The 13,493-nt window shown below is 67.1% G+C and carries 12 protein-coding genes; all 12 read right to left on the reverse strand.

Going from position 1 to position 13,493, the window contains the following annotated elements:
• Nucleotides 1-150: 150 nt before the first annotated feature.
• Nucleotides 151-2,496: a polyribonucleotide nucleotidyltransferase gene (gene pnp, locus HNP52_RS03490; protein ID WP_184162517.1), complete on the reverse strand. Its 2,346-nt coding sequence runs from the start codon at nt 2,494-2,496 to the stop codon at nt 151-153.
• A gap of 174 nt (nt 2,497-2,670) precedes the next feature.
• On the reverse strand, nt 2,671-2,940 hold the full coding sequence (gene rpsO / locus HNP52_RS03495) for a 30S ribosomal protein S15 (RefSeq protein ID WP_116839282.1): 270 nt from the start codon (nt 2,938-2,940) through the stop codon (nt 2,671-2,673).
• Nucleotides 2,941-2,960: 20 nt separating this feature from the next.
• Complete coding sequence (truB, locus tag HNP52_RS03500; RefSeq protein ID WP_184162520.1) at nt 2,961-3,842, reverse strand: tRNA pseudouridine(55) synthase TruB; 882 nt, start codon at nt 3,840-3,842, stop codon at nt 2,961-2,963.
• 53 nt (nt 3,843-3,895) lie between these two features.
• On the reverse strand, nt 3,896-4,303 hold the full coding sequence (locus HNP52_RS03505) for a DUF6491 family protein (RefSeq protein ID WP_184162523.1): 408 nt from the start codon (nt 4,301-4,303) through the stop codon (nt 3,896-3,898).
• Nucleotides 4,304-4,361: 58 nt separating this feature from the next.
• The gene (locus HNP52_RS03510) at nt 4,362-4,937 is read right to left on the reverse strand and encodes a thymidine kinase (protein WP_184162526.1); all 576 of its coding nucleotides are present in this window, start codon (nt 4,935-4,937) and stop codon (nt 4,362-4,364) included.
• 71 nt (nt 4,938-5,008) lie between these two features.
• A complete protein-coding gene (rbfA, locus tag HNP52_RS03515) occupies nt 5,009-5,416 on the reverse strand; it encodes a 30S ribosome-binding factor RbfA (RefSeq protein WP_184162529.1) in 408 nt (135 codons plus the stop codon).
• Nucleotides 5,417-5,473: 57 nt separating this feature from the next.
• Nucleotides 5,474-8,209 (reverse strand): translation initiation factor IF-2, encoded by a 2,736-nt coding sequence (gene infB, locus HNP52_RS03520; protein WP_184162531.1) that lies wholly within the window; start codon nt 8,207-8,209, stop codon nt 5,474-5,476.
• An 8-nt stretch (nt 8,210-8,217) separates the two neighbouring features.
• Nucleotides 8,218-8,982, reverse strand: a complete 765-nt coding sequence (locus HNP52_RS03525; RefSeq protein ID WP_184162534.1) for a DUF448 domain-containing protein — start codon at nt 8,980-8,982, stop codon at nt 8,218-8,220.
• Nucleotides 8,963-9,193, reverse strand: coding sequence for a 4-oxalocrotonate tautomerase family protein (locus HNP52_RS03530; RefSeq protein WP_184162536.1), 231 nt, complete (start codon nt 9,191-9,193; stop codon nt 8,963-8,965). The genes HNP52_RS03525 and HNP52_RS03530 overlap by 20 nt, the downstream gene beginning before the upstream one ends.
• Nucleotides 9,193-10,809 carry a transcription termination factor NusA gene (gene nusA / locus HNP52_RS03535; RefSeq protein ID WP_184162539.1) on the reverse strand — a complete coding sequence of 539 codons (1,617 nt, stop codon included), beginning with the start codon at nt 10,807-10,809 and terminating at the stop codon, nt 9,193-9,195. The genes HNP52_RS03530 and nusA overlap by 1 nt, the downstream gene beginning before the upstream one ends.
• Nucleotides 10,809-11,357 (reverse strand): ribosome maturation protein RimP, encoded by a 549-nt coding sequence (gene rimP / locus HNP52_RS03540; RefSeq protein WP_184162542.1) that lies wholly within the window; start codon nt 11,355-11,357, stop codon nt 10,809-10,811. The genes nusA and rimP overlap by 1 nt, the downstream gene beginning before the upstream one ends.
• Nucleotides 11,358-11,591: 234 nt before the next feature.
• Nucleotides 11,592-13,427, reverse strand: a complete 1,836-nt coding sequence (locus HNP52_RS03545; RefSeq protein ID WP_184162546.1) for a S9 family peptidase — start codon at nt 13,425-13,427, stop codon at nt 11,592-11,594.
• Nucleotides 13,428-13,493 lie beyond the last annotated feature (66 nt).

A 13,493-nucleotide genomic window follows, 5' to 3' on the forward strand; every position in this document is an offset into this window, starting at 1 on the left:
CCATCGGCACCGGCGGATGTGACAGGCTGAGGAGTGTTCAACAAGGTACTGAGAAAAGGGATTATCCCGATTTGGTGAAATCGCCCGGGCAAAGAAAAGGGCCCGCGTTGCCGCGAGCCCCTCTCATGCTTTTCGGGTTTCCCCGGACGATCAGTCGTCGGCGCCGGTGAGGAACGCCGGCAGGCCGATGTCCTCGCCGCCTTCGTCCTTCGACTCCGAGCGCTCACGGCGCGGGCCGCGATCGCCACGATCGCCACGCGGACCACGATCACGATCGCCGCCTTCGCGACGCGGACCACGGTCGCCGCCACGGCCACCGTCGCGACGACGGTCACCGCGGTCGCCACGATCACCGCGCGGCTCGCGCGGTTCGCGGGCGGGACGGGTATCTTCGAGCTCTTCGCCGGTCTCCTGGTCGACGACGCGCATCGACAGGCGAACCTTGCCGCGCGGATCGATCTCGAGGACCTTGACCTTGACTTCCTGGCCTTCGGTCAGGGCGTCCGAGACCTTCTCGACGCGCTCGTTCTTGATCTCCGAGACGTGGACGAGACCGTCCTTGCCGCCCATGAAGTTCACGAAGGCGCCGAAATCGACGAGGTTGACGACCTTGCCGGTGTAGATCTTGCCGACTTCCGCCTCTTCGACGATGCCCTTGATCCAGTTGATCGCGGCTTCGATCTGCGAGACGTCGCTCGACGAGACCTTGATCACGCCCTCGTCGTCGATGTCGACCTTGGCGCCGGTGGTGGCGACGATCTCGCGGATCACCTTGCCGCCGGTGCCGATCACGTCACGGATCTTCGACTTGTCGATCGTGAAGGTCTCGATGCGCGGTGCGTGCGCCGAGAGCTCCGAACGGGTCGCCGACAGGGCCTTGTTCATCTCGCCCAGGATGTGGGCGCGACCGTCCTTGGCCTGGTTCAGCGCGGCTTCGAAGATCTCCTTGGTGATGCCGGCGATCTTGATGTCCATCTGCATCGTGGTGATGCCTTCGGACGTGCCCGCCACCTTGAAGTCCATGTCGCCGAGGTGATCTTCATCACCCAGGATGTCCGACAGGATCGCGAAGTCCTTGCCCTCGAGGATCAGGCCCATGGCGATGCCCGAGACCGGACGCTTGATCGGCACGCCGGCGTCCATCATCGCGAGGCTGCCGCCGCAGACCGACGCCATCGACGACGAGCCGTTCGACTCGGTGATGTCGCTGGTCAGGCGGATCGTGTAGGGGAACTCTTCCTTGGTCGGCAGCACCGGGTGCAGCGCGCGCCAGGCGAGCTTGCCGTGGCCGACTTCGCGACGGCCCGGGGCGCCGAAGCGGCCCACTTCGCCGACCGAATAGGGCGGGAAGTTATAGTGCAGCATGAAGTTCTGGTACGACAGGCCACCCAGGCCGTCGATCATCTGCTCGGCGTCCTTGGTGCCCAGGGTTGCCGTTGCGATCGTCTGGGTCTCGCCGCGGGTGAACAGGGCCGAGCCATGCGCACGCGGGAGGAAGTGCGTCTCCGCCTCGATCGGGCGGATCTGCGTAGTGGTGCGGCCGTCGATGCGCTTGCCGTCCTTGAGGATGGCGGTGCGGACGATCTCGGCTTCCAGCTTCTTGGTCAGCTTGATGCCGGCCATGACTTCCTGGGGCGAGAGGCCGTCTTCGGCGAACTTCGCCTTCGCCTTCGCACGCGCCTCGTTGAGGGCGTTCGAGCGGGCCGACTTGTCGGTCAGCTTGTAAGCGGCGGTGATGTCCTTGCCGATCAGCTTCTTGATCGAGTCCTTGAGCTTGGCGTTGTCGTCCGACTTCGCCATTTCCCACGGATCCTTGGCGGCCTGCTCGGCGAGCTTGATGATCGCCTTGACGACTTCGCGGCACGCATCGTGCGCGAACAGCACGGCGCCGAGCATGATCTCTTCCGAAAGCTCCTTGGCTTCCGATTCGACCATCATCACCGCGTCATAGGTAGCGGCGACGACGAGATCGAGATCGCCGGCGGCGACCTGCTCGTCGGTCGGGTTCAGGATGTACTCGCCATCGACATAGCCGACGCGCGCGGCGCCGATCGGGCCCATGAACGGCACGCCCGAGATGGTGAGCGCTGCCGAGGCGGCGACCATCGCGAGGATGTCCGGCTCGTTCTCGCCGTCATAGCTCAGGACCTGAGCGATGGCGTTGATCTCGTTGTAGAAGCCTTCCGGGAACAGCGGGCGGATCGGGCGGTCGATGAGACGCGAGACCAAAGTCTCCTTCTCGGTGGCGCCGCGCTCGCGCTTGAAGAAGCCACCCGGGATACGGCCGGCGGCCGAGAACTTTTCCTGGTAGTGGACGGTCAGCGGGAAGAAGTCCTGGCCTTCCTTCACGCTCTTGGCGGCGGTCACCGCGCAGAGAACCACGGTTTCGCCGAGGGTCGCCATCACGGCGCCGTCAGCCTGGCGGGCAACCTTGCCCGTTTCGAGAGTCAGCGTCTTGCCGCCCCACTCGATCGATACAGTCTTCTTGTCGAACATTGTTTTTCCTTCACACCCGCTGCCCGATGCAGCGGGGGCCTATGGAGAGAGCCGTACGTGGCTCGTGGGACTGGCCGAATTGCCGATCCCCCGTCTGCTCCGCTGCGTGGGAGCCTGACGCCGGCACTAGCCTGCCGGGATGACAAAAAGGCGACCCGAAGGCCGCCTTTCCGGTTACTTGCGAAGACCGAGCTTCGCGATGAGGTCGGTGTAGCGACCCTCGTCCTTCTTCTTCAGATAGTCGAGGAGGCTACGGCGCTTGTTGACCAGCATGAGCAGGCCGCGACGCGAATGGTTGTCCTTGGCGTGCGTCTTGAAGTGCTCGGTCAGGTTGGCGATGCGCTCCGAGAGGATCGCGATCTGCACTTCGGGGCTGCCGGTGTCGGTGCCGCCGCGTGCATGTTCCTTGATCAGCGCTTCCTTGCGCTCTGCAGTGATCGACATAGTCTTTCCTTCGACATCGCTTAGATATTGAAGCCGCGGACGACCCGGATTTCACCGGATAGAGCCTCCACCAGCGCGATCGGGGTATCCCCCAGGCACGCGAAATATTGGCCGTCTTCCTTGGCGATCCCGGCCAGAACCTGCCCTTGTCGGAGCAGCCCTGCCTGGTCGGGGGTGAGGGATAGAGCCGGGATGTCGTCCAGCCCCGCCCTCAATGGCAGGAGAAGTTGTTCAAGGGAGCGGCCCTTAGCGGCTTCGTCCAGTTTGTCCAGCGAAATCGCAGACTCCAGGGTGAAGGGACCGGCCTTCACCCGGCGCAGCATGGTGACATGGCCGACGCTGCCGAGCGCCAGCGCGATGTCCCGCGCAAGGCTGCGGATATAGGTGCCCTTGGAAACATGCGCGCGCAGGGTCACCGAGTCCGCGTCATGCCCCTCGATCGTCAGCGCATGGATGGTGACCGCACGGCTGGCCAGCTTCACCTCTTCGCCGGCGCGGGCGAGGTCATAGGCGCGCTCGCCATCGACCTTGAGCGCGGAATAGGCGGGCGGCACCTGATCGATCGGACCGGTGAAGCGCGGCAGCACCGCTTCGACCTGCGCAAGCGTGGGGCGCACATCCGACGTCGCGACTTCCTTGCCTTCGAGATCGAGCGTGTCGGTCTGCACGCCGAACCCAATGGTGAAGTCATACACCTTGTCGCTGTCGAGCATCCGGCCCGCCAGCTTGGTCGCCTCGCCCAGCGCGATCGGCAGCACCCCGGTCGCCAGCGGATCGAGCGTGCCGCCATGACCGACCTTGAACTTGCCGTACTTGCCGTCGCGCAGCGCGCGCTTGACGGCGCTCACGCCCTGGGTCGAGCCGAGGCCCAAAGGTTTGTCGATTATGATCCAGCCATGCATCCGCGGCGCCCTAGCGGAGCCGCGGGCACAGGGCCAGCATCACTGGGCCAGCATCAGGCTGCCGGCTTGGCCTTCTTCGCTTTCTTCGCCTTCACCGGCGGCGGTCCGCTGTGCACGATATTGGCGATCTGGCAGCGCTCGCGCCCGGCGAAGATCGTGTCGCCGCGATCGATCTCCGAGGCGCCCGGGAAGGTCTTGAAGCCGACGCCGATCGCGAAGGGCAGGTTGTTGCAGCGGCTGAGGAACGAGACGTAGTACCAGTTGCGCCGCGCATCCTGGACATAGACGCCGTCGCCGCTGTCGGTGGCATCGAAGGTGCGGATGTCGCTCTGGGTGAAGAACGGGATCGAGGCCTGCTCGCCCGACTTGGGCCCGGGCGTCGGCCCCGATTGCTGGGCCGAGGCGGCGGTGGCGGCGAACATCAGCGGCAGGGCACAGGCGAGAATGGTCTTGCGAAACATGGGTCTTCTCCTTTGCGGAGAACGAGATGGGGCGCTCCTTGCCGCGCTTGTATAATACTTAGGCTGTACGCTGCATGAAGTGGCGGCGGCACAGCGCCACATAGCGCTCATTGCCCCCGACCTCGCGCTGCTCGCCCTGGCGCACGGCATTGCCCTCGCCGTCGACGCGCAGATTCATAATCGCCTTGCGCCCGCATTCGCAGACCGACTTAATCTCGACCAGCGAGTCGGCCAGCGCGAGCAGCTCGGCCGAGCCGGGGAACAACGCCCCCTGGAAATCGGTGCGCAGGCCATAGCAGAGCACCGGGATGCCGACTTCGTCCGCGAGATGCGCCAGCTGGCGAACCTGGATGGGCGAGAGGAACTGCGATTCATCGACCAGGATGCAGGCGAGCGGCGCCTCGTAATGCGCATCCTCGGCGATGCGGCGCAGATCGGTGTCTTCCTCGAACGGGATCGCGCTGGCGCTGATGCCGAGCCGCGAGTCGATCACACCCTTGCCACCGCGATCATGGATGCCCGCGGTGAACAACAGGGTGCGCATGCCGCGCTCGCGATAGTTGAAATCGGCCTGAAGCAGCGTGGTCGATTTGCCCGCGTTCATCGAGGCATAGTAGAAATAGAGCTTGGCCATGGGGCGATCTGCGCCCGCCGCCGCCGCGCGGTCAATCGCCGCGCGCGCTTATCCTGTGGATGCAGGAAGCCTCAGCCCGCAGCGCCGTCCTCGTCGCCCAGGTCCTGCGCCACCTTGGGATCGCGCAGCAGCTTGTCGATATGGCTGCCCTCGTCGAAGCTCTCGTCCGCCAGGAACTTGAGCTTGGCCGCGTATTTCATCTTCACCCGGTGGGCGACTTCGCGCTGGAGATAGGCGGTGTTGGTGCGCAGCGCCTTGATCACCACTTCCTCGTCCTTGCCGAGCAGCGGCTTCACGAACACCGTCGCGTGGCGCAGGTCGGGCGACATGCGCACTTCGGTGATCGAGACCATGTGCTTGGCCAGCACCTCGTCATGCACGTCGCCGCGCTGCAGGATCTCGCTCAGCACATGACGCACCTGCTCGCCCACGCGCAGAAGGCGGACGGAACGTTCTTCGGTGGTGGTCTGCGTCTTCATGGCCTGATCTCCGCTCCCTCCCCCACCTTGCAGGCAAGGAGAGGGAGGGAAAACAGCTTAGAGCGTACGCTCGCGCATCTCGACTTCGAAGGTTTCGAGATAGTCGCCCGCCTTGATGTCGGTGAAGTTCTGGCTGAACGTCACACCGCACTCCAGGCCGGCGCGCACTTCGGGGACATCGTCCTTGAAGCGACGCAGCGACGCGATCTCGCCCTGGTAGATGATGACATCGTCCCGGGTGATGCGCGCCTTGAGCGCCTTGCGGATCGCGCCCTCGGTGACCAGCAGACCGGCAGCCTTGCCGTGCTTGCCCGCCGAGAAGACTTCCTTGATCTCGGCGCGGCCGACGACGGTTTCGAAGGCTTCCGGGCCAAGCTGGCCGGCCATGCCCGCGCGGATCTCGTCGGTCAGGTCGTAGATCACGTCATAATATTTGAACGCGACCTTGTTGCGCTCGGCGATCTCGCGCGCCTTGGCGTTCGGGCGGACGTTGAAGCCGATGATCGGGGCACCGGCGGCGCCGGCGAGCGACACGTCGCTCTCGGTGATGCCGCCCACGCCCGAATGGAGCACACGTGCCTTGATGTCGTCGGTGCTGATCTTGTTGATCGCAGCGACGATCGCCTCGACCGTACCCTGGGTATCCGCCTTGACGACCAGCGGATATTCCATCGCCTGCTTTTCCTTGAGCGCCGAGAACATGCTCTCGAGGCTGGCAGGGGCCTGGGTGGTGCGCTTCTGGAGCGCGACGCCCTGGCGATATTCGGCGACTTCGCGGGCACGCGCTTCGTTCTCGACGACCTGGAGCGGATCACCCGCCATCGGCACGCCGGAGAGACCGAGCACTTCGACCGGAACGGCCGGGCCGGCTTCCTTGACCTGCTGGCCCTTGTCATTGACCAGCGCGCGGACCTTGCCGCTCTCGGCGCCGACGACGAACACGTCGCCGACCTTGAGCGTGCCGCGGTTGACCAGGATGGTCGCGACCGGGCCGCGGCCCTTGTCGAGCTTGGCCTCGATCACCGTGCCTTCGGCCTCGCGGTCCGGATTGGCCTTGAGGTCGAGCAGCTCGGCCTGGATCTGGATCTTGGCGATCAGGTCGTCGAGGCCGATCTTCTTGAGCGCCGAGACTTCGACGTCCTGGGTCTCGCCGCCCATCTCCTCGACGATCACCTCATGCTCGAGCAGACGCTCGCGCACGCGCTGCGGATTGGCGCTGTCGAGGTCGACCTTGTTGATCGCCACGATCATCGGCACGCCCGCCGCCTTGGTGTGATTGATCGCCTCGATCGTCTGCGGCATCAGGCCGTCATTCGCGGCGACCACCAGCACGACGATGTCGGTGATGTCGGCACCGCGAGCGCGCATCTGGGTGAACGCCTCGTGGCCCGGGGTGTCGAGGAAGGTGATCTTCGACTTGTCCTTCAGCGTGACCTGATAGGCGCCGATATGCTGGGTGATGCCGCCGGCTTCGCCCTTCACCACATCGGTGCCGCGCAGGGCATCGAGCAGCGAGGTCTTGCCGTGGTCGACGTGACCCATGATCGTCACCACCGGGGCGCGCGGCTTCAGCGTCTCGGCCGCATCGGCCTCGGCCACGTCCAGGTCGACGTCGCTCTCGCTGACGCGCTGCAGGTTGTGGCCGAATTCGGTGACCAGCAGCTCCGCGGTATCCTGGTCGATCGTCTGCGTGATGGTGACCGGCATGCCCATCTTGAACAGTGCCTTCACCAGGTCGCTGCCCTTCTCGGCCATACGATTGGCGAGTTCCTGCACGGTGATCGCCTCGGGGACGACCACGTCACGGACCTGCTTCTCGCGCGGCGCCGACGAGCCACCATAGGAACGACGATGTTCCTTCTCGCGGGCGCGCTTCAGCGCGGCGAGCGAGCGGGCACGCGCGCCGTCCTCGCCACCCAGGGCGCGATTGACGGTGAGCTTGCCCGACTGGCGGCGGTCGTCGCCCTTGCGGTCGCGCTGCTGCGGGCGCGCGGGCTCGGGGCCACGGCGCACCGGTGCGCCGCCCGTGGGGGCTGGACGCGATGCAGGCGCACCGGCGCCGGCCGGGCGCGCGGCCTGAGTCGGGGCCGGGGCAGCAGCCTCGGGCTTCGGCTCGGGCTTGGGCTGCGGCTTGGGGATCTCGGGACGCTGCACCGGGGTGAACAGGCGCGGCGCCGGGCGGCTCGGGTCGAGCTGCAGCGCGACCGGAGCCGGCGGCGGGGCCGGAGTCGGCGCGGGTGCCGGAGCAGGCGCGGGCTTGGGCGCAGGCGCCGGAGCGGCGGCCTCCACCTTCGGCGCTTCCGGAGCGGGCGCAGGCGCGGGTGCCGGAGCAGGCGTGGGCTCGGGCGCCGGCGGCGCCTTGGCGGCCTCCGCTTCGGCACGGGCCTTTTCCTCTACGCGGCGCGCTTCGGCCTCGGCGGCCTCGGCACGCTCGCGCTCCTCGCGGCGGCGCGCTTCCTCGAGCGCCTGCATGCGCTGCTCGTCGGCCTCGCGCAGCAGGCGGGCCTGGCGCTCCTGCGCGGACTCGTTCGAGACCGGCGGGCGCGGGGCGGGCGGCGGAGGCGGCGGCGCGACCGGCTGCGCAGGTGCTGCGACCTGCGGTTCAGGGGCGGGCGCTTCCGCCGGGCCTTCGCCCGGCTTGCGGAAGACGCGCGCCTTCTTGGTCTCGACGATCACCGTGTTCGAGCGGCCATGGCTGAAGCTCTGCTTCACCTGGCCCGTCTCGACCGTGCGCTTGATCCCCAGCGGCGCGCGCATGCCCAGTTTCGGCTTATCGTTGTCCGTGTCGCTCATGCGGCTGCCTAAAGTCCTTCAGTCTGTCGTTCGTCTACGGACGCTTCCGACGGAAGCGCCGATGCGCCTTGCGAAGCGGTTTCGCAAGGGCGGGAGGTGGAATCGGGTCCGATAAAGTGCAGCCACCGATCGAGTGCTTCGCTCGTCCGGGCGGCTGCTTTGGCGTCGGTCAGGCCGGCATGTACCACATTTTCGCGGCCAAGCGCCAAGGACAATATGGTGCGCGGGATCGGCAATGTTAAGCCCTTGCGCCCGCTTCCTTCTTCATCAAGGCCCACGCGCCATGCCTGGGCGAGCTTGCGCGCCCCGTCCTCGCCCGCGTCGCTCGCATGGAGCAGCAGGTGCAGGCGGCCGCTGCGCGCGGCTTCCTGGATGCGGTCGCCGCCGATCGCGACATGGCCGGCCTTGAACTCGAGGCCCAGCCGATCGAGCGCGTTGCGCTGGAGCTGCTCCTCGATCCGCGCGCCGAGATCCTCGGGAATCCGCAGCTCTGCGCCCTTGAAGGCACGCGCCAGCACGCCCCGGAGCTTCTTGCCCGATGCTTCGAGTTCCGCCCGCGTCACGCCGATCCAGGCACCGCGGCCCGGTGCCTTGGCACGGACATCGGGCAGCACTTCGCCGTCCGGCGACAATGCGAGTCGGACCAGCCCGTCGCGCGGGGCTTCCTCGCGCGACAGCACGCAGGTGCGCACCGGATCCTTCCCCTCCCGCGCCGCGGAAGAGGAGGTCCCCTTGGCCTTTAGCCGCGCGCCATCATTGTGAGGGTTCCGCATGCGCGTCTCCCTGCACCGGCGCGGCGTTGCGATCAGCGATCAGCTGCCCGCCCGCACCGTAATTCTCGAGGCTCAGTTCCGTGATGTTGACCTGCACGGCAGCCGCCGGCTTGCCCAGGCGCGCGACCATGGAGGCCGTCACGTCAGCGACGATGCCGGCCTTCTGCTCGCGGGTAGCCGGGCCGGCCAGACGGATGTCGATGAACGGCATCAGGCATCACCCTCCGAGGCTTCGGCGGTCTCGGCCGCGGGGGCCTCGTCCTCGAACCAGTGGGCGCGAGCCGCCATGATGATCTCGTTGCCCTGCTCGTCGCTGAGGCCGTACTCGGCGAGAATCCCGCCCTTGTCCTGCTCGCGCTTCGGCGCGTCCTCGTTGCGGCGGCGCGGCTCGGCGCGCTTCTTCTGCACCAGCTCGTCGGTCGCCAGGTCGGCGAGGTCGTCGAGCGTCCGGATGCCGGCCTTGCCGAGCGTGACCAGCATCGCCTCGGTCAGGTACGGCATGGTGGCGAGGTCGTCCTCGACGCCCAGCTCGCGGCGGGCGGTGCGATTGGCTTCCTCGCGGCGCTCCAGCGCTTCCTGCGCGCGGCTCTGCAGCTCCTGGCCGAGCTCCTCGTCGAAGCCCTCGATCGAAGCGATCTCGTCGAGTTCGACATAGGCGACTTCCTCGAGGCTGCTGAAGCCCTCGGCGACCAGCAGCTGGGCCAGCGTCTCGTCGACGTCGAGCTCGTTCTGGAACATCTCGCTGTTCGCGACGAACTCGGCCTGGCGCTTCTCGCTGGCGTCGGTCTCGGTGAGGATGTCGATCGCCTTGGCGGTCAGCTGCGAAGCCAGGCGCACATTCTGGCCGCGGCGGCCGATGGCGAGGCTGAGCTGGTCGTCGGGAACGACGACTTCGATACGGTCCTCTTCCTCGTCGATCACGACGCGGCTGACATTGGCCGGCTGCAGCGCGTTGACGACGAAGGTCGCGGTGTCGGGCGACCAGGGGATGATGTCGATCTTCTCGCCCTGCATCTCCTGCACGACGGCCTGGACGCGCGAGCCCTTCATGCCGACGCAGGCGCCGACCGGATCGATCGACGAATCATGGCTGATCACGCCGATCTTGGCGCGCGAGCCCGGATCGCGGGCAGCGGCCTTGATCTCGATGATGCCGTCGTAGATCTCGGGCACTTCCTGCGCGAACAGCTTCTTCATGAAGTCCGGATGCGCGCGGCTGAGGAAGATCTGCGGGCCGCGGTTCTCGCGGCGGACGTTGAGGATGATCGAGCGGACGCGATCACCGACGCGAACCACTTCGCGCGGGATCTGCTGGTCGCGGCGGATCACACCCTCGGCACGGCCCAGGTCAACGACCACATGGCCGAACTCGACGCGCTTCACCACGCCGGTGATGATCTCGCCCATCCGGTCCTTGAACTCGTCGAACTGGCGCTCGCGCTCGGCGTCGCGGACCTTCTGGAAGATGATCTGCTTCGAAGCCTGGGCCTGGATGCGGCCGAACTCGATCGGGGGCAGCGGATCGACGATGAAGTCGCCGATCGCGGCGCCCTTCTGCAGCTTCTGCGCCTGGTTGACGTCGACCTGCTTGAAATAGTCATCGACCAGCTCGACCACCTCGACGACGCGCCACAGGCGCAGGTCGCCGGTGTTCGGGTCGAGCTTGGCGCGGATGTCGTTCTCGACGCCGTAGCGATTCTTCGCGGCACGCTGGATCGCGTCTTCCATCGCCTCGATGACGATGGCCTTGTCGATCAGCTTTTCCTTCGCGACCGAATCGGCGATGGCAAGCAGCTCGGCCTTGTTGGCGGAAATGGCGGTGGCCATCAGTCGTTTTCCTCTGCTTCGTATTCTTCGGCGCCCTCGGCGGAGAGCGGCACGGTTGCGGCAATGAGCTTGTCGGTCATCAGCAGCTTGGCGTCGGCGACGGCGCCGAACGGAACGCTGACCACCTTGTACTTGCGGACATCGATCGAGATCATGTCGCCCTCGGCGCCGATCAGGTCGCCGGTGAGCTGCTTGCGCCCGTCCTCGAGCGGCTCGACCAGGTTGAGGCGCGCCTCATGGCCCTTCCAGTCCTCGAAGTCCTGCGCGCGGGTCAGCGGCCGGTCGATGCCGGGCGAGCTGACCTCGAGGCGATAGGCATGGTCGAACGGGTCCTTGCCCGCTTCCTCCAGCGCATCGAACACATCGGAGATGCGGCGCGACAGGTCGGCGCAATCGTCGATGGTGAGCTGGCGGGTATCCGGGCGCTCGGCCATCACCTGCAGCGTCGGATCGCTGGTCCCGCCGAACATCTTGACGCGCACCAGCGCGAGCCCGAGCGCCTGTGCTTCGGGTTCGATCAGCTTGGTGAGGTCGGCAATATTCGCCACGCGGGACTCCGGTAATGGTCAAGCAGCTTCGGAGCCGGAGCCCTGCGGGCCCCGACCTCGGCATGTTTGACGATGTCGAGAAAGCACTGGCGATATACGCACTTGCCCGGTTGGGGGCAAGAGGGGTTGGGAATCGCGTGCTCCCCTGTTCGTCATCCCCGCGAAGGCGGGGATCCGGAGCCTCAAGGACAGCACTTCATTACCGTGGATCCCCGGCTTCGCGGGGATGACGGCTCAGGGATTATGCGCGTCGAGGAACCTGCCCACCCTCTGCAGGAAATCCGCCTCGTTCGCCGGATCGCGCATCGTGTGATCCTCGCCCGGATAGACGACGAACTCGTGCGCCTTGCCCATCCGGGTCAGCGCATCGTGCAGCCGCTCGGACTGGTCGACCGGCACCGTCTCGTCGGCGGTGCCGTGCGCGATCAGGATCGGCATGGCGAGCTGGCCGGCATAGGTGACCGGCGAGATCGATTCGAGCGACGGCGCCTTGCCCTGGATGCGGGCCCGCCAGGCACGAAAGGCACGCTCCTCGAAGGTCTTGTGGTCATAGTCGAGCTGGGCGCGAACGTCGGAGATGCCGGCATAGCTGATCGCGCAGCGATAGGTCCGGTTGTCGCGTGCCGCCGCCCACATCGCGGCATAGCCGCCATAGGAGGCGCCCATGATGCACACCCGCTTCGCATCGATCGTGCCGCGCCTGGCCAGCCACGCGACGCCGTCATCGACATCGTCCTGCATGCCGCGACCCCATTCGCCGTCGCCGCGCGCGGTCATCGCCCGGCCGAATCCGGTCGAGCCGCGATAATTGGGCTGGAGCACCGCATAGCCCTTGCCCGCAAGATACTGGACCCAGGGATCATAGTCCCAGCTGTCGCGCGCGAATGGCCCGCCGTGCGGCATCACGATCAGCGGCAGGTCCTTCGCCGCGCGCCCGGCGGGCAGCGTCAGATAGCCGTCGATCTTCAGGCCGTCACGCGCCGCGTAATGGATGGTCGTCACCGGCGCGAGCAGCTTGCCGTCCAATGCCGGGTTGATCGCGGCGAAGCGCCGGGCCTGGCCGCCCGCGAACAGATAATAGGCGCCCGGATCGCTCGCCGAAGCGCTGTAGACCAGCAACTCGCGCTGGTCGTCGCTGGCCGAGACCACGCGGTTGACCCGCCCGGGCAGCGCCGCGTCGATCGCCGCCTGGCGGCTGCGCATCGCTCCGTCGAACCACAGCATCCGGTCGCGATCGTCGGTATAGGCAACGCCGGCGGGCTTGCCGTCCGGAGTCAGCTCGAACCCGTCGAGATCGGCCTTGCCATTCTCATAGACCAGCGCCCCCAGCCGGCCGGCGCGGAAATCATAGGTGTAGAGGCCGATCCGCCCGGACGGCGCCTCGGCCAGCGCATAGCCCTGGTCGCTGCCCTGGACAGGCGCGAACTGGGCGATCTCGGGATCGGTGCCGGCAACATCATTGCCCTCGCGGCTGAACCCGTCAGCCTCGCCCCGGCGATAGACCAGCCAGGCCTTGTCGTCCTTGGCGCCCACGCCGGCGCGCACCACCCCGGCGCCATCGACCACCCAGTCCTGGACATGCGGCTGGGCCGCCACCGCGAGCGTCGCCGCGCCGCTGGCCAGGTCGATCCGCCACACCGAAGGCGTGTCGCGGCGGCGATCGCGCGTCTTGAGCAGCAGGAAACCGGCCTTGCGATCGATATGGAGCAGCTCCTCGCCCCTGCCCGCCGCACGCGCCTGCCCGAGCTGCGCGAACTGGCCGCGCGCCACATCGATCTCGACCAGCCGGGTGGCCGGCTTGGCGGCGTCGCGTGTCAGGCTGGCGAGCAGCCGGCCCGGCGCCAGCCAGAAAACCCATTCGAGCCGCTCGCCCTGGGGCAGCGCCACGGGATGCGCGGCAAGGTCAGGGCGGTTCGGGTCGAACAGCATCAGCCGGCCCTCCGCCCCGATCCGGGCGACGATGCGGCTGCCATCGGGGGAGAGCTGCGGATCCTCGATCGCCGCCGGGGCGAGCAGTTCGGCCGCGCTCGGCGGCGTCGCCGGCCCGGGATCGGCCCGCGCCACGGTCATCAAAGCGAGAATGGCCGCCAATCCGGCGGCGCCTGCCCGGCGAAACTGCGTCAACGAAACCCCCAC

The sequence above is a fragment of the Sphingomonas kyeonggiensis genome, assembly GCF_014204495.1.
GTDB lineage: Bacteria > Pseudomonadota > Alphaproteobacteria > Sphingomonadales > Sphingomonadaceae > Sphingomonas > Sphingomonas kyeonggiensis_A.